Origin of the sequence: Aeromicrobium sp. SORGH_AS_0981 (genome assembly GCF_031453195.1) — a bacterium.
In the GTDB taxonomy this organism is placed as follows: Bacteria; Actinomycetota; Actinomycetes; order Propionibacteriales; family Nocardioidaceae; genus Aeromicrobium.
Window position 1 is genome coordinate 2,547,093 of the sequence record NZ_JAVIZD010000001.1, and the last position, 19,010, is coordinate 2,566,102.

General features: G+C 72.2%; 20 protein-coding genes, 2 pseudogenes and 1 riboswitch. Of the genes and pseudogenes, 19 read left to right on the plus strand and 3 right to left on the minus strand.

The genetic code is table 11. The features are described from left to right. The first annotated feature begins 146 nt into the window (after nt 1–146). The 8 genes and pseudogenes from QE370_RS12820 to QE370_RS12855 all read left to right on the plus strand — a co-directional run bounded on the left by QE370_RS12820 (nt 147) and on the right by QE370_RS12855 (nt 6,873). Nucleotides 147–686, plus strand: coding sequence for a hypothetical protein (locus tag QE370_RS12820; protein WP_309634576.1), 540 nt, complete (start codon nt 147–149; stop codon nt 684–686). Then, nucleotides 683–1,000: a DUF6167 family protein gene (locus tag QE370_RS12825; protein WP_253027202.1), complete on the plus strand. Its 318-nt coding sequence runs from the start codon at nt 683–685 to the stop codon at nt 998–1,000. Before QE370_RS12820 ends, QE370_RS12825 begins: the two co-directional genes overlap by 4 nt. Further along, complete coding sequence (alaS, locus tag QE370_RS12830; RefSeq protein ID WP_309634577.1) at nt 1,000–3,678, plus strand: alanine--tRNA ligase; 2,679 nt, start codon at nt 1,000–1,002, stop codon at nt 3,676–3,678. Before QE370_RS12825 ends, alaS begins: the two co-directional genes overlap by 1 nt. 66 nt (nt 3,679–3,744) lie before the next feature. Next, nucleotides 3,745–4,191 carry a Holliday junction resolvase RuvX gene (gene ruvX / locus QE370_RS12835; RefSeq protein ID WP_253027204.1) on the plus strand — a complete coding sequence of 149 codons (447 nt, stop codon included), beginning with the start codon at nt 3,745–3,747 and terminating at the stop codon, nt 4,189–4,191. A 7-nt stretch (nt 4,192–4,198) separates the two neighbouring features. Further along, on the plus strand, nt 4,199–5,326 hold the full coding sequence (gene mltG, locus QE370_RS12840; RefSeq protein WP_309634578.1) for an endolytic transglycosylase MltG: 1,128 nt from the start codon (nt 4,199–4,201) through the stop codon (nt 5,324–5,326). A 64-nt stretch (nt 5,327–5,390) separates the two neighbouring features. Beyond that, nucleotides 5,391–5,537: pseudogene (locus QE370_RS12845) on the plus strand (shikimate dehydrogenase); the annotation flags it as partial. Between the two features lie 382 nt (nt 5,538–5,919). Further along, entirely contained in the window at nt 5,920–6,156 is a 237-nt protein-coding gene (locus tag QE370_RS12850; RefSeq protein ID WP_309634579.1) for a hypothetical protein, read from the plus strand. A 9-nt stretch (nt 6,157–6,165) separates the two neighbouring features. After that, nucleotides 6,166–6,873, plus strand: a complete 708-nt coding sequence (locus tag QE370_RS12855; RefSeq protein WP_309634580.1) for a prepilin peptidase — start codon at nt 6,166–6,168, stop codon at nt 6,871–6,873. A gap of 33 nt (nt 6,874–6,906) precedes the next feature. Here the strand turns inward: QE370_RS12855 and QE370_RS12860 are convergent, their stop codons facing one another. Beyond that, a complete protein-coding gene (locus QE370_RS12860) occupies nt 6,907–7,221 on the minus strand; it encodes an SMR family transporter (RefSeq protein WP_309634581.1) in 315 nt (104 codons plus the stop codon). Between the two features lie 11 nt (nt 7,222–7,232). Then, nucleotides 7,233–7,297: riboswitch (guanidine-III (ykkC-III) riboswitch) on the minus strand. Nucleotides 7,298–7,379: 82 nt separating this feature from the next. On the opposite strand from QE370_RS12860, the gene aroC reads away from it, so the two are divergent. The 10 genes and pseudogenes from aroC (at nt 7,380) to QE370_RS18220 (ending at nt 16,030) form a co-directional block, all read left to right on the plus strand. After that, the gene (gene aroC, locus QE370_RS12865; protein ID WP_309634582.1) at nt 7,380–8,558 is read left to right on the plus strand and encodes a chorismate synthase; all 1,179 of its coding nucleotides are present in this window, start codon (nt 7,380–7,382) and stop codon (nt 8,556–8,558) included. After that, complete coding sequence (locus tag QE370_RS12870; protein ID WP_309634583.1) at nt 8,555–10,243, plus strand: bifunctional shikimate kinase/3-dehydroquinate synthase; 1,689 nt, start codon at nt 8,555–8,557, stop codon at nt 10,241–10,243. Before aroC ends, QE370_RS12870 begins: the two co-directional genes overlap by 4 nt. Continuing rightward, complete coding sequence (locus QE370_RS12875; protein WP_309634584.1) at nt 10,240–11,349, plus strand: Xaa-Pro peptidase family protein; 1,110 nt, start codon at nt 10,240–10,242, stop codon at nt 11,347–11,349. The genes QE370_RS12870 and QE370_RS12875 overlap by 4 nt, the downstream gene beginning before the upstream one ends. Next, on the plus strand, nt 11,349–11,912 hold the full coding sequence (gene efp / locus QE370_RS12880) for an elongation factor P (RefSeq protein ID WP_067857844.1): 564 nt from the start codon (nt 11,349–11,351) through the stop codon (nt 11,910–11,912). The genes QE370_RS12875 and efp overlap by 1 nt, the downstream gene beginning before the upstream one ends. Then, nucleotides 11,912–12,316 (plus strand): transcription antitermination factor NusB, encoded by a 405-nt coding sequence (gene nusB / locus QE370_RS12885; RefSeq protein WP_309634585.1) that lies wholly within the window; start codon nt 11,912–11,914, stop codon nt 12,314–12,316. The genes efp and nusB overlap by 1 nt, the downstream gene beginning before the upstream one ends. A gap of 127 nt (nt 12,317–12,443) precedes the next feature. Beyond that, a complete protein-coding gene (locus QE370_RS12890; RefSeq protein WP_309634586.1) occupies nt 12,444–13,091 on the plus strand; it encodes an ABC transporter permease in 648 nt (215 codons plus the stop codon). Continuing rightward, complete coding sequence (locus QE370_RS12895; RefSeq protein ID WP_309634587.1) at nt 13,084–14,277, plus strand: betaine/proline/choline family ABC transporter ATP-binding protein; 1,194 nt, start codon at nt 13,084–13,086, stop codon at nt 14,275–14,277. Before QE370_RS12890 ends, QE370_RS12895 begins: the two co-directional genes overlap by 8 nt. Then, nucleotides 14,274–15,059: an ABC transporter permease gene (locus QE370_RS12900; RefSeq protein WP_309634588.1), complete on the plus strand. Its 786-nt coding sequence runs from the start codon at nt 14,274–14,276 to the stop codon at nt 15,057–15,059. Before QE370_RS12895 ends, QE370_RS12900 begins: the two co-directional genes overlap by 4 nt. A 205-nt stretch (nt 15,060–15,264) precedes the next feature. Next, nucleotides 15,265–15,849, plus strand: a pseudogene (locus QE370_RS18215) (glycine betaine ABC transporter substrate-binding protein); the annotation flags it as partial. An 88-nt stretch (nt 15,850–15,937) separates the two neighbouring features. Beyond that, complete coding sequence (locus QE370_RS18220) at nt 15,938–16,030, plus strand: glycine betaine ABC transporter substrate-binding protein (RefSeq protein WP_396127834.1); 93 nt, start codon at nt 15,938–15,940, stop codon at nt 16,028–16,030. A 3-nt stretch (nt 16,031–16,033) separates the two neighbouring features. On the opposite strand, the gene QE370_RS12910 is transcribed toward QE370_RS18220, so the two are convergent. Then, complete coding sequence (locus tag QE370_RS12910) at nt 16,034–16,606, minus strand: GNAT family N-acetyltransferase (RefSeq protein ID WP_309634590.1); 573 nt, start codon at nt 16,604–16,606, stop codon at nt 16,034–16,036. 32 nt (nt 16,607–16,638) lie between these two features. Further along, on the minus strand, nt 16,639–17,853 hold the full coding sequence (locus QE370_RS12915) for a DUF222 domain-containing protein (protein WP_309634591.1): 1,215 nt from the start codon (nt 17,851–17,853) through the stop codon (nt 16,639–16,641). Between the two features lie 142 nt (nt 17,854–17,995). On the opposite strand from QE370_RS12915, the gene QE370_RS12920 reads away from it, so the two are divergent. Continuing rightward, a complete protein-coding gene (locus QE370_RS12920; RefSeq protein WP_309634592.1) occupies nt 17,996–18,994 on the plus strand; it encodes a hypothetical protein in 999 nt (332 codons plus the stop codon). Nucleotides 18,995–19,010 lie beyond the last annotated feature (16 nt).

Consider the following 19,010-nt stretch of genomic DNA (forward strand, 5'->3'; position numbering starts at 1 on the left):
AGCGCTTCTCCCTTCGCGTGGCGCGGTCCACGAGAAGGAAGAACCTCTGACCCTCCTTGCCCGTCCAGCGCCTCCCGCTCCCGGCCGTGGTCGGTGCCCGTCTCCCACGCGGGAGCAGGGCCGCCGTTCCTAGTAACCTCGACACCATGCCCTCCGACGTCGTCGTCCTGGTCGCCACCGCGGTGCTCGCGGTCGTGACCGTGGTCGCTGCCGTCGTGGCGGTCCTCGCCGCCCGTCGGGTCGCCCGCGGTCCCGTGCCCGCCGTGCTCGCCGCGCCGCCGGCCCCGCCGCTCGAGCCCGTGCACGAGGACGTCGCCGGGTCCGTCGTCCCCGGCGAGCTCGTGCGCGTGGAGCGCCCCCGCGCGCCGCGGACGGACCTGCCCGCCTCGGAGCGGTCCGGCGCGCTCGCGCCCCGGGTCGTGGAGGGCCGCGTCGTCGTCCCGCCCACGCAGGACCAGGTCGTGGCCGCCACGCTGAGCCGACCGCAGGTACGGCTCGCCGTCGTCGCCGAAGGGTTTGCGCACGCGCTGCGTCCCGAGAGCCGTGACCGGATCAGCGCCCTCGTGCGGCGCGAGTACCGCGGACGTCGCCGCGAGCGGCTCCGTGCCGGACGTCGTGCCGCCCGTGCCGCGCACGCGTCGGCACTGCCGACCGCGCCTGCCGACCAGTGGCTGGGGGAGCGATGAACCCCCGACTGATCTGGTTCGTCGCCGGCTCCGCCGCCGGCGTCTACGCGAGCGTCAAGGCACGCCGCGCCGCCTACCGCATGTCGATGCCCGGACTCATCGACCAGGCCGCCGCGCTCGGCACGGGCGTGCGGGCCTTCGCCGACGAGGTCCGTGACGGCATGGCCACGGCCGAGCACCGGTTCGCCCGCGAGCTCGCCGCCGACGACCCCCATCCCGAGCCCCTCGGCCACGCCGCGAGCATCGCACCGCTCGACGCCGCACCGCTCGACGACGCAGCCCCCGACCTCCCCGACGAGAGAGACCACCCCTGATGCAGACCGCAGAGATCCGGCGCCGCTTCCTCGCCCACTTCGAGGCCGCCGGACACACCGTCGTGCCGTCGGCGCCGCTGCTGCTCGAGGACCCCAACCTGCTCTTCGTGAACGCGGGCATGGTGCCGTTCAAGCCGTACTTCCTCGGTCAGGAGACGCCGCCCTACGGCACCGCCACCAGCGTGCAGAAGTGTGTCCGCACCCTCGACATCGAGGAAGTCGGCAAGACCACGCGGCACGGCACGTTCTTCCAGATGAACGGCAACTTCAGCTTCGGCCAGTACTTCAAGGAAGGTGCCATCACGCACGCGTGGCGGCTCGTGACCGGTCACGTCGACGACGGCGGGCTCGGGTTCGACGCCGACTCGGTCTGGGTCACCGTCCTGGAGGGCGACCACGAGTCGCGCGAGCTGTGGCGCTCCGTCGCCGGCCTGCCCGACGAGCGGATCCAGGACCGCGACCTCAACGACAACTACTGGCACATGGGCGTCCCCGGCCCCGGCGGACCCTGCAGCGAGATCTACATCGACCGCGGACCGGAGTACGGCCCCGACGGCGGCCCCGTCGTCGACGAGGACCGCTTCCTCGAGATCTGGAACCTCGTGTTCATGCAGGAGGAGATCACCAACGTCCGCGCCAAGGACCAGTTCGACGTCGTCGGCCCGCTGCCCAGCCAGAACATCGACACCGGCATGGGCCTGGAGCGCGTCGCCTACCTGCTGCAGGGCAAGCAGAACCTCTACGAGATCGACGAGGTGTTCCCGGTCATCGAGCGGGCCTCGGAGCTCACCGGTCGTCGGTACGGCGCGAACCACGACGACGACGTGCGCTTCCGCGTGGTCGCCGACCACGTCCGCTCGGGCCTCATGCTCATGGGCGATGGCGTCACGCCCGGCAACGAGGCGCGCGGCTACGTGCTGCGTCGCCTGCTGCGTCGCGCCGTCCGCTCGATGCGGCTGCTGGGCTTCGAGGACCCGGCGCTGCCCGAGCTGCTGCCGGTCAGCAAGGAGCGCATGAAGGCCTCCTACCCCGAGCTCGAGGCCGACTTCGCGCGCATCGAGCAGGTCGCGTACGCCGAGGAGGACGCCTTCCGCTCCACCCTCGGCAAGGGCACGCAGATCTTCGACGTCGCGGCGCAGAAGGTGAAGGCCGACGGCGGCACGGGACTGTCCGGCGAGGCCGCGTTCACCCTGCACGACACCTACGGCTTCCCGATCGACCTCACGCTGGAGATGGCGCAGGAGCAGGGACTCAGCGTCGACGCCGACGGCTTCCGCGCCCTCATGGCCGAGCAGAAGGCGCGCGCCAAGGCCGACGCGAAGGCCAAGAAGGGCGTCCACGCCGACACCCACGCCTACCGGGCCGCGCTCGACGCGAACGGTCCGACGGACTGGCAGGCGTACACGACGCTCTCGACGGAGTCGAGGGTCCTGGCGCTGCTGAGCCAGGGCGAGGCCGTCCCCGCCCTCACGGCGGGCAGCATCGGCGAGGTCGTGCTCGACCGCACGCCGTTCTACGCCGAGTCCGGTGGTCAGAACGCCGACGCCGGCACCCTCACGTGGTCCGGCCACGGTGGCGGCACCGCCGAGGTGCTCGACGTCCAGCGCCCCATCAAGGGCCTGGTCGTGCACCAGGTGCGCGTGCTGGAGGGCGAGCTGGTCGTCGACGAGCAGCTCTCCGCCGATGTCGACCCCGAGTGGCGTCTCGGGGCGCGGCAGGCGCACTCCGGCACGCACGTCGTGCACGCGGCGCTGCGCGAGGTGCTCGGCCCCACGGCGCTCCAGTCGGGCTCGTACAACCGCCCCGGCTACCTGCGCCTCGACTTCGGCTGGAGCGGCGCGCTCTCGCCCGAGCAGCTGCACGACGTCGAGCACGTGTCGAACCGCGCGCTGCGCGAGGACCTGCCCGTCTCGGCGCAGTACATGACGCTGCCCGAGGCGCGGGAGTGGGGCGCGCTCGCACTCTTCGGCGAGACGTACGGCGAGGAGGTGCGCGTCGTCGAGATCGGCGGGCCCTGGTCGCGCGAGCTGTGCGGTGGCACCCACGTCGACCGGTCCAGCCAGATCGGCACCGTCGTCGTCACGTCGGACGGGTCCGTCGGCGCCGGCAACCGGCGCATCGAGGCGCTCACCGGCCTCGAGGGCTTCGCCTACCTCGCGAAGGAGCGCGACCTCGTGCTCCAGCTCACCGACGTGCTCAAGGCACGTCCCGACGAGGTCCCGACCCGGGTCAACGACCTCCTCACCCGGCTCAAGGCCACCGAGAAGGAGCTCGAGAAGCTCAAGGCGGCCCAGCTGCAGGGTGCGGCCGGCGACGTCGCCGGTGCGGCCGTCGACGTCGACGGCGTCGCGGTCGTGACCCACCGCGCCGAGGGCGTCGGCGGCGGCGACGTGCGCAGCCTCGCGCTCGACGTGCGGGGCCGGCTGCAGGACCGCGCTGCCGTCGTCGTCGTGGTCGGCACCGCGAACGACCGTCCCTCCGTGGTCGTGGCGGTCACGCCCGCCGCGCAGGAGCGCGGTCTCGCGGCCAACGCCCTCGTCGGCGTGGTCGGGGAGCGGATCGGCGGCAAGGGCGGCGGCAAGCCCGACGTCGCGCAGGGCGGCGGCACCGACGTCGGCGGCATCGACGCAGCCTTCGCCGCCGTGCACGACGCCGTCCGGGCGGCGGTCGGACGATGACGGCGGCTGCATGAGGACAGGTCGATGAGGCGGGGTCGATGAGGCGGGGTCGATGAGGCGGGGTCGTTGAGGCGGGGCCGCAGGCTCGGGGTCGACGTCGGCGACGTGCGCATCGGCGTCGCCGTGTGCGATCCCGACGGCCTGGTCGCGACGCCGCTCGAGACGGTGGCGGCCGGCCGCGACGCCGTCGCCCGCCTGGCGGCACTGGCGGAGGAGGTCGACGCGCTCGAGCTGGTCGTCGGCCTGCCCGTCTCGCTGAACGGTCGCGAGGGGCCCGCCGCGGTCAAGGTGCGGGGCTTCGCGAAGGGTCTGCGCGAGGCCGTGGATCCGCGGGTTGTCCGGCTGTTCGACGAGCGCATGTCTACGATGACTGCCGACAGCCTGCTCCGCGAGGGCGGGCGACCAGGACGGAAACGACGTCAGGTGATCGACCAGACCGCGGCCGCGGTGATCCTGCAGACCGCCCTGGACACCGAACGGACCCGTGGCAGCGCCCCGGGCGAGACGATCTGAGGTCTACGTGAGCGACAGCGGACTCGACATCCTCGGCAGCGAGGCGGACGACCGTCGCGCGACCCGCCCCGGAGGCCGACGCGCCCCCCGGCGAGGTCCGCGCTGGGGACGCATCATCCTCGTGCTCGCGCTCGTCGGCGGCATCGTCTTCGGCGGCAAGGTCGTCTGGGACAAGGCCGGCACCTACCTGAACGGTCCGCAGGACTACACGGGGCGGGGCAGCGGCGAGGTCGTCGTGGAGATCCCGTCGGGCGCGGACGGGCAGGCCATGGCCCGCATCCTGGCCAAGCAGGACGTCGTCAAGACCGCCGAGGCCTTCTACCAGCTCTCGCTCAACGACGACCGGTTCTCGACGATCCAGCCCGGCTTCTACCAGCTGCGCCGCAAGATGTCGGCCGCGGCTGCCCTCGACGGCCTGACCGACACGTCGAACCGCGTCGAGGGGCGCGTCGTCATCCCCGAGGGCTCCCGGGTCGGGCAGATCGTCAAGGCGATCGCCGCCGGGTCGCAGATCCGCGAGGCCGACGTGACGAAGGTCCTCGACGACCCGAGCGAGCTCGGGCTGCCGCCGGAGGCGAACGGCAACCCCGAGGGCTACCTCTACCCGGCGACCTACACGGTCGAGCCCGGGACCACGGCGCTGGAGCTGTTGCAGCAGATGGTCAAGAAGACCCTCGACGTCGAGAACGACCTCGACATCGACACCCGGGCGCGGGCGCTCGGGCTCTCCAAGGAGGACGTGCTGACGGTCGCGAGCATCCTCGAGTACGAGGCCGCCCGCGACGAGGACTACCCCAAGGTCGCGCGGGTGCTCTACAACCGCATCGCCGACGGCATGCCCTTGCAGCTCGACTCGACCGTGTCGTACGTGAGCAAGCGCGAGGGCGACGTCTGGACGACGCCCGAGGAGCGTGCCAACCCGTCGGAGTACAACACGTACCAGAACACCGGCCTCCCGCCCGGACCGATCGGCTCGCCCGGGGAGAAGACCATCGAGGCGGCGCTGAACCCCGCGCAGGGCGACTGGCTGTACTTCTTCGCCGACAAGCAGGGCGTCACCATCTTCAACACGAGCTTCGCGAAGCACACCGCCGACTGCCAGAAGGTGTACGGCGCCGGCTCCTGCGGTGGCTGACCACGGCTCCGGCCGCCGCTGTGCCGTCGTCGGCCACCCCGTGACGCACTCGTTGTCGCCGACGATGCACCGGGCCGCGTACGCGGTGCTCGGCCTCGACTGGACCTTCGAGGCCGTCGACGTCGCTCCTGGCGAGCTGCCGGCGCACGTCGACGCCCTCGACCCGTCGTGGCGGGCCCTGGCGGTCACCGCACCGCACAAGCGCGACGCGCTCGACCTCGCCGACAGCGTCACCGACGTCGCCCGTGCCGCCGGCGGGGCGAACACGCTGCTCATCGAGCAGGGACCGCGCGGCCGCCACGTGCGCGCCGACAACACCGACGTCCCGGGCGCGCGCGCCGCGCTGTCGGAGGCCGGCGTGGTCGACGTGCCGGTCGTCCGCGTCCTGGGCGCGGGCGCGACGGCCGCGTCGGTCGCGCACGCCGTGGCGGGTCTGGGAGCCGGTCTGGTCGAGCTCGTCGTGCGCGACGTGGGCCGCGCCGAGGAGACGGTGGCGGCGGTCCACGCCGCCGGCCTGGAGGCCCGCGTGCTCGACGCCTCGACGTCGCCGACCGGTCCGGTCGACCTGCTGGTCTCCCACCGTCCCGGAGTCCGTGGCGGGGGAGCGGGCCGACGCCTGGGCGGCCGACGCGGCGGCGGTCTTCGACGTCGTCTACGACCCCTGGCCGACGCGTCTGAGCGTCGCAGCCAGGGCGGCCGGCCGCCCGGTCGTCACCGGTCTGGACCTCCTCGCGCACCAGGCCGTCCTCCAGCTGCGCCTCATGACGGGTGCGTCGGTCGACGTCGACGTCGTGCGCAGGGCCGCGCTGGAGGCCCTGGCGAGCGCATAGTCTGCGGGCGTGGACATCGCGTACGTCGTGGCTGCCGCCCTGGCGGCCGGGATCCTGGGGGCCCTCGGCCCCGTCGCGATCGCCCGCCTGCCCGAGCCCGCCCCGCACCCCGAGGACGACCCGGACGAGCCGCCCAAGGTGCCGTACGTCGAGCTCGCCCGCCGTCCACACCTCGCAGCGGGGCTGGCGCTGACGTCGGTGCTGCTGCTCCTCGTGGTCGCGACCGGGCTGGACGAGCCGTGGCTGCTGCCGGCGTGGGCCGCGTTCGCCGGCGCAGGCAGCTGGTTGGCGTGGGTCGACCTGCGCACGCGCCTGCTGCCCTACCTCCTCACGCTGCCGCTGCACGCCGTGTGCATCCTGCTCGTCGCGTTCGCGGCCCTCCTGGCCGGTGACCTCGGCATCCTGCTGAAGGGACTCCTCGGCAACGTCGTCGTCTTCGCGGTGTTCCGCGCCGTGTACGCCCTGGGTCGCTGGGTCCGCCAGCCCTTCGGCTTCGGCGACGTCCGGCTCGCCGCCCTCGTCGGTCTGCTCCTCGGCGCGGTCGGTCCGAGCGCGACGCTCTACGGCACCTACGCGGGGTTCCTCGTCGGTGCCGTCGCGGGCGTCGTGCTGTACCGGACGGGCCGCATCGGACGCCGCGACCCGTTCGCCTTCGGCCCCTACCTCGTGCTCGGCGCGTTCCTCGGACCCCCGCTCGCGGTGCTGCTGCACGGCTGACCGCTCGCGCCGGGGACCGTCGGAGGTCGCGGTTCAGTGGGTCAGCTTGAGCCCGACGATCCCGCCGACGACCGCCAGCAGGCACAGCACCCGGGCGACGGACAACGGCTCCTCGCCCTGTGCCATCGCCCACGCAGCGGTGAGGGTCGCGCCGATGCCGACCCACACCGCGTAGGCGGTGCCGGTCGGCAGCTCGCGCATGGCCCACGCCAGGCCGACCATGCTGGTCACGAGGGCGACGGCGAACACGACGGTGGGCGCGAGCCGGCTGAGACCCTCCGAGCGGCCGAGGGCCGTGGCCCACACCGCCTCGAGGACGCCGGACCCCACGAGCACGATCCACGACATGACGGGCTCCTGACCTGCCGTCTTTGCGCTGGTCGGGTACGGCAGCCTCGTCCGAGCCCCCAGGGAGGGGGCGCCTCATCATGGCACGGCCCGGCCGGGCGTCCCGTCCGGGCGGGCGGCTCGGTCCCGGCACGACGGTTCCTGACACAATGACCCCCATGCTTCGATGGCTGACTGCCGGTGAGTCCCACGGACCTGCGCTCGTCGCGATCCTCGAGGGACTTCCTGCCGGTGTGCACGTGACCAGCAAGGACGTCCAGGACGCGCTGGCGCGTCGTCGCCTCGGCTACGGCCGCGGCGCCCGCATGAGCTTCGAGGCCGACGAGCTCGAGGTCATCGGCGGCCTGCGGCACGGGGTGTCGATGGGCAGCCCCGTCGCCCTGCGGATCGGCAACAGCGAGTGGCCCAAGTGGGAGCAGGTCATGGCTGCCGACCCGGTCGACCCCGAGGTGCTGGAGGGTCTGAAGCGCGGCGCCCCGCTCACGCGTCCGCGTCCGGGCCACGCCGATCTCGCCGGCATGCAGAAGTACGGCTTCGACGAGGCCCGACCCGTCCTCGAGCGGGCCAGCGCCCGTGAGACCGCCGCCCGCGTCGCGCTCGGCGAGGTGGCGGCCAAGTTCGTCGAGCAGACGACGGGCGCGACGGTCCTGTCGCACGTCGTCGAGCTCGGCACCGTGTCCGCGCCTGCCGGGCTCGTGCCCCGGTACTCCGACGTCGAGGCGCTCGACGCCGACCCGGTGCGCTGCTTCGACGCCGCCACGAGCGCGGCCATGGTGGCCGAGGTCGACGCCGCCCACAAGGACGGCGACACGCTCGGCGGCGTCGTCGAGGTCGTCGTCGAGGGCCTGCCGCCCGGGCTCGGCTCGTACACCCACTGGGACCGGCGTCTCGACGCGCGGCTCGCGGCGGCGCTCATGGGCATCCAGGCCATCAAGGGCGTCGAGGTCGGCGACGGCTTCGAGCTGGCCCGGACCCGCGGCTCGCTCGCGCACGACGAGATCGTCCCGACCGACGAGGGCATCCGCCGCGTCTCCGGCCGCTCCGGCGGCACCGAGGGCGGCATGACGACCGGCGAGCTGCTGCGTGTGCGCGCCGCGATGAAGCCCATCGCGACCGTCCCGCGCGCCCTGCGCACCGTCGACGTCAGCACCGGCGAGGAGACCCGCGCCCACCACCAGCGCTCCGACGTGTGCGCCGTGCCCGCGGCGGGCATCGTCGCCGAGGCGATGGTCGCGCTGGTCGTCGCCGACGCGATCACCGAGAAGTTCGGCGGCGACTCCGTCGAGGAGGTCCGGCGCAACGTCGAGGCGTACCGCGAGCACCTGAGGTACCGGTGACGCCGGTCGTCGTGCTCGTCGGTGCACCGGGCGCCGGCAAGACGACGGTGGCGCACCGCCTGGCCGACCGGCTCGGCACGACGGTGCGCGACACCGACGTCGACGTCGAGCGCACGACGGGCGCCAGCGTGCAGGACCTCTTCGTCGAGCACGGCGAGGCGCACTTCCGTGAGCTCGAGGCCGTCGCGGTCGCGACCGCGCTGCAGGAGCACGGCGGCGTGCTGGCACTGGGCGGCGGCGCGGTCCTCCACCGGGGCACCCAGCAGCTCCTGCGGGAGCAGCGCGTCGTCTTCCTCGACGTCAGCCTGTCCGCCGCGGCGCAGCGCGTCGGACTCGGCACGAACCGGGCCGCTGCTCCTCGGGAACGTCCGCGCGACGATGAAGGCGCTGCTGGACGCGCGCCGCCCGGTCTACGAGGACCTCGCCACGTACACCGTGGTCACCGACGACCTCAGCGCCGACGACGTCGCCGCCCGCATCCACCAGCTGATCCAGGAGAACGCCACCCCATGACCGTCCGCATCCGGGTCGAGACGTCCGCCCCGTACGACGTCCTCGTCGGCTCCGGCGTGAGCGACCAGCTCGCGTCGCTCGTCGGGGACGACGTGCGTCGGGTCGCGATCGTGCACCCGACGGTGCTGCGCGAGCGCGCCGCCCGGCTCCGGTCGACCCTGCTGCGCGAGCAGGCGACGCGCGCGCTCGACGTGCACCTGCTCGAGGTGCCCGACGGCGAGGCGGCGAAGAACGCCGAGGTCCTGCAGTACTGCTGGGACGTCCTCGGGCGCACCGGCTTCACCCGCTCCGACGTCGTGGTCGGGTTCGGCGGCGGGGCGACCACCGACCTGGCCGGCTTCGTGGCCGCGAGCTGGTTGCGTGGCGTCCGGTTCGTCAACGTCTCCACCACGGTGCTGGGCATGGTCGACGCGGCGGTCGGTGGGAAGACGGGCATCAACACCGCCTCCGGCAAGAACCTCGTCGGAGCGTTCCACGAGCCCGTCGGGGTCCTCTGCGACCTCGACCTGCTGGTCGACCTGCCGTCCGCGGAGCTGCGCAGCGGGCTCGCCGAGGTGGTCAAGTGCGGCTTCATCGCCGACCCGTCGATCCTGGAGCTGATCGAGGGTGTCGGCACGGGAGCCGTCCTCGACCCGACGTCGGCGATCCTCGCCGAGCTGGTGGCCAAGGGGATCCGGGTGAAGGCGCAGACCGTCGCCGGCGACCTGCGGGAGACCGGCGGGGGTGCCGGGCCCTGGGCGGCGAAAGGCGCCGGCGGGGGTGCCGGGGACGACGACTCGATCGGCCGCGAGGCGCTGAACTACGGGCACACGCTGGGTCACGCGATCGAGCGCGAGGAGCGGTACACGGTGCGCCACGGCGAGGCGATCAGCGTCGGCATGGTGTACGTGGCGGAGCTGGCGCACCGGCACGGGCTCATCGACGCCGACCTCGTGCAGCGTCACCGCGACGTCCTGTCGTCGCTGTCGCTGCCGACCACGTGGGCGGGCGCGTTCTCCCCGCTGCTCGCTGCGATGCGTCTGGACAAGAAGACGCGCGGCGACCAGCTGCGGTTCGTGGTGCTCGAGGACCTCGGACGCACGACGATCCTCGCCGGCCCCGACGAGGAGACGCTGCGCGACTCGTTCGCGGCCCTCGCCGCGCCCTCGTCGTCGCCGGACGCCGCCCGATGAGCACGACCCTGGCGCCGGACGCGCAGACGCTGCAGCGTCGCCGCGAGCGCGTGGGTGCGTCGCTCGCCGACGCCGGTCGGGCCGGCCTGGTCGTGACGACGCTGGTCAACGTCCGGTACCTCACCGGGTTCACGGGCTCCAACGGCGCCCTCGTGCTGCGCGCCGACGGCAGTGGCGTGTTCCTCACCGACGGCCGCTACCGCGACCAGGCCGTGGCGGAGGTGCCCGGGCTCGAGCACACCATCACGCGTGACCTCCTCGGCGTCGCGGGTCCGCGGCTCGCCGACGTCGGGGGAGCGTGGGCCGTCGAGACGCACACGCTGAGCGTCGACGCCCACGCGACGCTGCGTGACGCCGCGCCCGGGGTCGGGCTCGTCGCCGCCGACCGGGTGGTCGAGCGGGCGCGCGAGACGAAGGACGACGTGGAGGTGGCGGCGCTGCGTGAGGCCTGCCGGATCTCTGCGGCCGCGCTGGAGGCGCTCTGGGCTGGTCCGCTGGTGGGGCGGACCGAGCGCGACGTCGCCCGCGACCTCGAGTGGCGCATGCTCGAGCTCGGCGCCGAGGCCGTCGCCTTCGAGACCATCCTCGCCTCGGGCCCGAACGCCGCCGTGCCGCACCACCACCCGACCGACCGGGTGCTGGAGCCCGGCGACCTGCTCAAGACCGACTTCGGCGCCAGGGTCGCCGGCTACCACGCCGATTGCACGCGCACCGTCGTGCTCGGCGCGGCCGACGCCTGGCAGCGCGAGGTCCACGCCGCGGTGCGTGCGTCCCAGGCCGCCGGTGTCGACGCGTTGCGCGAGGGTCGTCCCGTGGCCGAGGCGGACGCCGTCGCGCGGGGCGTCCTCGACGAGGCCGGGTGGCTCGAGCACTTCACCACCGGCCTGGGCCACGGCGTCGGCCTGCAGATCCACGAGGACCCGTTCATCGCCGCGGCGCACGTCGGTACACTGGAGCGTCGCACCGTCCTCACCATGGAACCGGGCATCTACGTCCCGGGCCGCGGGGGAGTGCGCATCGAAGACACCGTCCTCGTCACGCCGGCCGCCACGGGCACCCCCGAGGTGCTGACCGACCTGACCACCGAGCTCCTGGAGATCGCCTGATGGCCACCACGAACGACCTGAAGAACGGCATGGTGCTGAACATCGACGGCCAGCTCTGGACCGTCATCGAGTTCCAGCACGTCAAGCCGGGCAAGGGTCCCGCCTTCGTGCGCACCAAGATGAAGAACGTCGAGTCGGGCAAGGTCGTCGACAAGACCTTCAACGCCGGAACCAAGGTCGAGACGGCCACCGTCGACAAGCGCGACATGCAGTACCTCTACAACGACGGCACGAACTACGTGTTCATGGACGTGCAGACGTACGACCAGCTCGAGATCGCGCCGGAGGCCATGGGCAGCGCGCCCGACTTCCTCCTGGAGAACCAGGAGGCCACCGTGGCCACCAACGAGGGCCGCGTGCTCTACGTCGAGCTGCCGCTCTCGGTCGAGCTGCTCATCGAGCACACCGACCCGGGCCTGCAGGGCGACCGCTCCAGCGGCGGCACCAAGCCCGCGCGCCTGGAGACCGGTCGCGAGATCCAGGTGCCGCTGTTCGTCACCACCGGCGAGAAGGTCAAGGTCGACACCCGCGACGGCAACTACCTCGGCCGCGTGAAGGCCTGATGGGCGCGCGCACCAAGTACCGCAAGCGCGCCCTCGACATCCTCTTCGAGTCCGAGCTCCAGGGGCTGCCCCTGGGCGGGACCCTCGCGGCGCGGCGCGAGACCAACGACCCGCCGGTCAACCCCTACACGGTGCGGCTGGTCGAGGGTGTCGTGGAGCACCAGCAGCACATCGACGGCCTCATCGCCGAGCACTCGCGCGGCTGGACGCTGGACCGCATGCCGGGTGTCGACCGCAACCTCCTGCGCGTCGCCGTCCTCGAGATCGTCTACGTCGACGACGTGCCCGGACCGGTCGCCGTCAGCGAGGCCGTCGAGCTCGCGGCAGAGCTCTCCACCGACGACAGCCCCAAGTTCGTCGGCGGCCTCCTCAGCCGCATCCTCGAGGTCGCCACCCCCGCCTGACCCGTCACGCGTCGCAGCGACGCCGTCACGCGCAGTTGCACCTTCGGCCAGGTTCGTTACCGTCGAGGCACCCGCGACGGTGGACGACGGCTCCTGCCTGCGTCACCGTCCTGACGAGAGGTGACGTGTGGGCTTCCTCGACTTCGTCCACGAACGATGGTCGGTCCTGTCGTTCCTGGCCTACCAGCACCTGAGCCTGGTCGTGCAGACGCTGGCCGCGGCCACGTTGCTCGCGATCGTGCTCGGCGTGCTGGCCTACCGGTCCCGCTGGGGCACCGCCGCGGCGCAGGCGCTGTCGTCCGTCGGCCTGACGCTCCCGTCGTACGCGCTGCTCGGCCTGCTGGTCGGTGTCGTCGGCATCGGGGTGCTGCCCTCGGTCATCGCCCTCGTCTTCTTCGGGTTCCTGCCGATCCTGCGCAACGTGATCGTCGGTCTCACCGGTGTCGACCAGGCGCTCGTGGAGTCGGCGCGCGGCATGGGCATGGGGCGGATGGCCACGCTCGTACGGCTGGAGCTGCCGCTCGCGTGGCCGGTCATCATGACCGGCGTCCGCGTCTCGGGCCAGATGCTCATGGGCATCGCCGCGATCGCGGCCTATGTGCTGGGGCCCGGCCTCGGCGGCTACATCTTCTCGGGGATCTCGCGCACCGGCGGCGCCAACGCCACGTACTCCATCGTCGCGGGCACGGTCGGGATCATCCTCCTCGCCGTGGTGCTCGACCTCGTCCTCAACCTGCTCACCCGAGCCACGACCTCCAGGGGCATCCGTGTCTGAGACCACCACGACCACCACTGCCTCCGGGCAGCAGTCGCACGGGCAGCGCATCCTGCTCGAGAACGTCACCAAGAAGTACTCGGGCCAGTCCGGCGCGGCGGTCGACGACGTCACGCTGGAGATCCCCGCCGGCGAGATCGTCATGCTCGTCGGCCCGTCGGGCTGCGGCAAGACCACGACGATGAAGATGATCAACCGGCTGATCGAGCCGACCAGCGGTCGCATCTACATCGGCGACGAGGACGTCACCGACCAGGACGCCGACCAGCTGCGCCGCCGCATCGGCTACGTCATCCAGGGTGCCGGGCTGTTCCCGCACTACACGGTCGCCGAGAACATCGCGATCGTGCCGCGGCTGCTCGGCTGGAAGAAGGACCGCGTCGCCGCGCGCGTCGACGAGCTGCTCGACCTCGTGAACCTCGACCCCGAGCAGTACCGCGACCGCTACCCCAGGGAGCTGTCCGGCGGCCAGCAGCAGCGGGTCGGTGTGGCCCGGGCCCTGGCGGCCGACCCGCCGGTCCTGCTGATGGACGAGCCGTTCGGCGCCGTCGACCCCATCACCCGCCAGCGGCTGCAGGACGAGCTGCTCCGCCTGCAGGAGGAGCTGCGCAAGACGATCGTGTTCGTCACGCACGACTTCGACGAGGCGGTGAAGCTCGGCGACCGGATCGCGATCCTCGACGTCGGCTCGCGGATCGTCCAGTACGACACGCCCGAGGCCATCCTGACGTCGCCCGCGAACGAGTTCGTCGAGGGCTTCGTCGGCCACGGCGCCGCCCTCAAGCAGCTGACGCTGACCCGCGTGCGTGACGTCGAGCTGCACGAGGCGGCCGTCGCGCACATCGGCGGCGACCCGGCCGCGGCGGCGCAGGACGCCCGCGCCAAGGGTCGCGACTGGGTGATCGTCCTCGATGCGCAGGAGCGACCGCAGCGGTGGGTCTCCGTCCGCGACCTCGAGCGGGGCGGTGCGCTGGACCGCGTGTCGCGCGACCTGGAGCTCGAGACCGTCAGCTCCGCCTCGACCCTCAACGACGCGCTCGACGAGATGCTCACGTCGTCGCACGGCGTCGTCGTGGTCACGGGTCGGCGCAACGTCTACCAGGGCGTCATCCGCGTCGAGACGATCATGCAGGCGATGCAGCAGCTCAGCAGCAGCGCCGCGGACGCCGACCCGGTGCAGCCGTGAGCGCCACCACCGCAGCCCCGGCGGGCGAGGCGGCGACCCCGACCGTCACCGTCGACCGTCCGGGCATCGGTCGCTGGATCGGCCAGCCGCTCGTCGTCGTGGCCGCGGTCGTCGGCTGCCTGGTCTACGTGAACACGGCGGACGTCACCGACGTCGAGCGCCGCTCGCTGACGGTCGGCAACCTGCTCGACCTCACCGGCCAGCACCTGTTCATCAGCGTCGTGGCGACGATCCTGACCTGCCTGGTCGCGATCCCGCTCGGCATCGCCCTGACGCGTGGTCCGATGCGACGCTTCTCCAAGCCGATCATCACCGTCGCCGGCTTCGGGCAGGCCGCCCCGGCGATCGGCCTCATCGCCCTCGGCGCCGTGTTCTTCGACGTGGGCGCCACGGGAGCGATCGTCGCCCTCGCGGTGTACGGCATCCTGCCGATCGTGGCCAACACGGTCACCGGTCTTGACGGCGTCGACCAGCGTCTGGTCGAGGCGTCGCGCGGGATGGGCGTCTCGGCGGGTGGCACCCTCGTGCGCGTCGAGCTGCCGCTGGCGCTGCGCGTCATCGTCGCCGGCGTCCGCACCGCCCTGGTGCTGATCGTCGGCACCGCGGCCCTGGCGTCGTTCACTGGTGGTGGCGGTCTCGGCGACCTCATCACCACCGGCATCAAGCTGCAGCAGGACGTCGTGCTCGTGGTCGGCGCGATCCTCGTCGCAGCCCTGGCCCTGTTCATCGACTGGCTGGCGCGTCTCGTGGAGATCGCCGCCGCCCCGAAGGGAGTGGGCTGACGTGCGAGGTCACCTGCGCAAGAAGCTCGTCACGTCCGTCGCCGCCCTGGCCTGCCTGGGGCTGGCCGGGTGCGGCCTGCAGTCGGCGTCGGGCGCGGTGCTGGGTGCCGAGCCCGGCACCATCAAGCCGGTGAAGTCGCTCGAGGGCGTCCCGGTCACCGTGGCGGCGAAGGACTTCACCGAGCAGCTCGTGCTCGGCAACATGATGTCGACGGTGCTGAGCGTGGCCGGTGCCGACGTCACGAACCTCAGCAACACGCCCGGCAGCTTCGGCGTCCGCCAGGCGCTGCTGGACGGCCGCGTCGACATCTCCCCGGAGTACACCGGCACCGGCTGGATCAACTACCTCGGCAACCAGAAGCCGGTGAAGGGCGAGGAGCAGCAGTACGAGGCCGTCTACGACGCCGACCTGAAGAACGGGCTGACCTGGCTGCCCTACGCCCCCATGAACAACACGTACGCGTTCGCGATCAACGAGAAGAAGGGCGAGGAGCTCGGCATCACCAAGCTCTCGCAGCTGAAGGACCTGCCGAAGGACCAGCGCACGTTCTGCGTCGAGAGCGAGTTCGCCAAGCGCGACGACGGCTTCGTCCCGATGCTGAAGACGTACGGGCTCACCGAGTCCGACCTCGGGAAGGTGACGAACCTCGACACAGGCGTCATCTACACGGCGACCGCGCGCGGCACCTGCAACTTCGGCGAGGTGTTCACGACCGACGGCCGCATTCCGGGCCTGAAGCTGCGGGTGCTCGAGGACGACAAGGAGTTCTTCCCGCTCTACAACCTCAGCTTCGTCGCCCGCACGGACTTCCTGGAGGAGCACCCGGAGGTGCAGGAGATCTTCGCCCCAGGTGCTCCCGAAGCTGACCAACGACGTCATGCTCGAGCTGAACGCCAAGGTCGACGTCGAGGGCCAGGACCCGGCCATCGTCGCGCGGGACTGGCTGAAGTCCGAGGGTCTGGTGCAGTAGCAGTCAGGTCAGGTCGAGGCGGATGAGCACGCGCGGGTGGCCGGCGAGCCTGGAGGTCGTGGTGGCGGCCTGGGTGAAGCCGGCGGCCTCGAACACTGCCTTGGTGCCGACGTAGGCCATGGTCTGGTCGACCCTGGCGCCTGCGTTGTCGACGGGGTAGCCCTCGACGGCGGGGGCTCCGGCTTCGCGGGCGAGGTCGACGGCTCCGGCGAGCAGCGCGTGGGAGATGCCTTGGCCGCGGTGGCCGGGGCGGACGCGGATGCACCAGATCGACCAGACGTCGAGGTCGTCGACGTGGGGGATGGTGCGGCTGCGGGCGAAGGACGTGTCGCGGCGGGGGTGGACGGCGGCCCAGCCGACGACCTCGTCGGCGTCGTAGGCGAGCACACCGGGTGGACCCTCGGCCATCAGGGCGCGGACGCGTTCGCCGCGGGCGGGGCCGACGAGCTCGCGGTTCTCCGTCGACGACGTGAGCCGGTAGCTCAGGCACCAGCAGACGTTCGCGTCGGGCCGCTTGGGTCCGACCATCGTGCGGACGTCGTCGAAGGAGGTGGCGGGTCGGGTGGTGACCGTCATGGGGACAGTGTGGGGCGGGGGTCCGACGTTCTTCAGGGCCTCAGCCGGCGCGGGTGCGGCGGCTGGCGTGTCGGGTGTGCAGGGTGCGGTGGGTCTGGTGGGTGTGGGGGTCGATGGTGAAGAACCCTTGATGCGCTGCTGCGTGCTCCCCCACCGCTACGCGCCTTGTGTGGGGGGACCCCCAGGCTCGGGCAGAGTCCGATGAGGTTGGCGAGGTCGGTGGCGCCGCCGTCGGACCAGTAGGTGATGTGGTGGACGTGGACCACGGGTCCTCTGCAGCCGGGGCCGGCGCAGGTGCCGCCTTGCCGGGTGACGATCGCCTTGCGCTGAGCCGGGGTGGCGAGGCGGTGGGTGCGGCCGACGTCGAGGACGGTGTGTCTGCCGGCGGTCAGGATGGGGGTGAGGTCGGCGTCGCAGAGCATCTGCTGCAGCTGGCCGGGGCCGATGGTCCCGAACCCGGCGAGCTCGCCGGTGGTTCGGTCGGGGTCCTGGGCGATCTGGGCGAGGTCGGCGGTCAGGTCCACGTGGGGGCGCACGCCTCTGTCCTGCGGCAGGCCCGAGGCGAGGATGCCGGACAGGAGCTGGTCGAGGGCGGTGACGCGGCGTTCGGCGACGGGTCGGTCGTCCTCGGCGCAGGTAGGTGCGGACAGCGACTGCAGGAGCGTCTTGAGCTTGGTGCCGGTGTCGAAGGGCAGGAACCCGGTCACGGCGACGCCGTCGCCGACGACGGAGACCTTGATGTCGTGGCGGTCCATGCCCTTGATCCAGGCCTCGTCGAGGTCGTCGGGGTGGGCGGTCGCACGCAGCTTCTTGACGGCCTTGCGGATCTGGACCGGCTCGGCCCGCTCGGCCAGACGCAGCATCCAGTCCATCGAGCGTTCGACGACCATCGGGTCGATGTGCCTGGCGGCGTAGCCGAACGCGTCCACATGGTCGAGCGAGACGGCGCCCTCGACGGCGAGTGACTCCAGGTCGGGCATGTCCCGCAGCGTCCGGCCGGAGCGGACCAGCTGGCCCGCCTGTCTGCCGTCGAGGTGGAGCTGGTCACGCAGCCAGTTCTTCAGGCTCGAGCAGCCCTCGGCCTCGAAGTCGCGATGCTCGTCCACCTCCGCGACCAGCGCCACCTTCTCCGCATCGATCGCGTTCGAGAGTCCCTGCAGGATCCGCAGCGCGTCGCTAGACGTCGGGTAGGCGCGCAGCTCGGCGGCGACGGCCTCGAGCCGGTCGGCGAGCTGAGTGCTGGACATGACTTCATGATACCGAAGAGATGTTCGAAAACAAAGTCACTGAGGTCACCTTCATCCTCGGATTACAGCAGATTCGACGCCCGGCGAAGGTCCTGAACTCGTGCACGGCCTCCGCGGCCCCCGGGCGTGCGACGCTTCCTCCATGACCGACGCGCAGTGGCTGGAGATCCTCGTCCGCATGGTCGCGGGAGAGGCGGCCGAGGAGCCGACCGAAGGCGTGCTCGCGGTCCGTCTCGACGAGGAGTCCGAGGAGCTCACGCGCTTCCGCGTCCGCAAGCACGCCCATCGGTGGCGTGTCGACGACGAGTCCGGCCGCCCGAGGAGCATCCAGGGTGACGAGGTGGGATATCTCTTCCACCACGACGAGGCCGACGACGGCGTGCCGCAGCAGGTTGGCCGGGGGCTCGGTGAGATGCACGCGCCGTTCGGTGCCGTGCTGGCGCGCCCTCGACCTGTCGACTGGCTCATCGCCGGGGACTGGAGGCACGGCCCCGCGGAGTTCGCGGCTCCGCTCCGACGCACGACGTACCTCGGTCGCGATGCCTGGGACGTCCGTCTCGTCCTCCCGGAAGGTGTCGGCGAGGTGCGGTACGTCGTCAACGGGAGCGACGGTCGCCTCCTGGCCTGTGAGGGTGCGTACGAGCTCAACTTCCGGTGGGAGGAGCTGGCGGTCGTGGACCCGCACCCGCCCGAGCTCTTTGCTTGGGAAGGCTCCTTCAGCACGGGTCCCGGCGGTCTGGGCTACGTGGACGCGACCGAGGACGTCGCGACCGTGGTGGCGCGGAACCGGGAGGCGACGGCGACGCTCGTGGCCGACCTCGGTCTGGATGCCCTCTCCGTGAGGAGCGTGGGCACTGCCGAGGCGTACGTCGTGGGCGACGGGGAGGTCGTCTCGCTGCACTGGAACGCATCGGCCTGGCTCTCGGTGCTGCGCGCCCCGCTGGAGGCGGAGGACGACGAGGATGCAGGGGAGGGCGACGAGGGACCCGCCGCGCGCGGAACCGTGACGACCGGCTGGACGGACGACCGCTGGCGCTGGACCGTGCAGGTCGGTGACGACCTCGAGCAGCCCGAGCGGGAGCGCCTCGTCGCCGACCTCCAGGCCCGCACCCGCGCCCTGTCCACCACCCCCGACCCCTGATCGGCTCGCGGTCCAC

What these genes read in the sequence shown, in the direction of transcription:
- QE370_RS12910 (WP_309634590.1), bottom strand. Translation starts at nt 16,606, where the DNA reads ATGACGGTCACCACCCGACCCGCCACCTCCTTCGACGACGTCCGCACG.
- QE370_RS18220 (WP_396127834.1), top strand. Translation starts at nt 15,938, where the DNA reads ATGCTCGAGCTGAACGCCAAGGTCGACGTCGAGGGCCAGGACCCGGCC.
- QE370_RS12860 (WP_309634581.1), bottom strand. Translation starts at nt 7,221, where the DNA reads ATGTCGTGGATCGTGCTCGTGGGGTCCGGCGTCCTCGAGGCGGTGTGG.
- QE370_RS12920 (WP_309634592.1), top strand. Translation starts at nt 17,996, where the DNA reads ATGACCGACGCGCAGTGGCTGGAGATCCTCGTCCGCATGGTCGCGGGA.
- efp (WP_067857844.1), top strand. Translation starts at nt 11,349, where the DNA reads ATGGCCACCACGAACGACCTGAAGAACGGCATGGTGCTGAACATCGAC.
- QE370_RS12825 (WP_253027202.1), top strand. Translation starts at nt 683, where the DNA reads ATGAACCCCCGACTGATCTGGTTCGTCGCCGGCTCCGCCGCCGGCGTC.
- aroC (WP_309634582.1), top strand. Translation starts at nt 7,380, where the DNA reads ATGCTTCGATGGCTGACTGCCGGTGAGTCCCACGGACCTGCGCTCGTC.
- alaS (WP_309634577.1), top strand. Translation starts at nt 1,000, where the DNA reads ATGCAGACCGCAGAGATCCGGCGCCGCTTCCTCGCCCACTTCGAGGCC.
- QE370_RS12915 (WP_309634591.1), bottom strand. Translation starts at nt 17,853, where the DNA reads ATGTCCAGCACTCAGCTCGCCGACCGGCTCGAGGCCGTCGCCGCCGAG.
- nusB (WP_309634585.1), top strand. Translation starts at nt 11,912, where the DNA reads ATGGGCGCGCGCACCAAGTACCGCAAGCGCGCCCTCGACATCCTCTTC.
- QE370_RS12820 (WP_309634576.1), top strand. Translation starts at nt 147, where the DNA reads ATGCCCTCCGACGTCGTCGTCCTGGTCGCCACCGCGGTGCTCGCGGTC.
- QE370_RS12875 (WP_309634584.1), top strand. Translation starts at nt 10,240, where the DNA reads ATGAGCACGACCCTGGCGCCGGACGCGCAGACGCTGCAGCGTCGCCGC.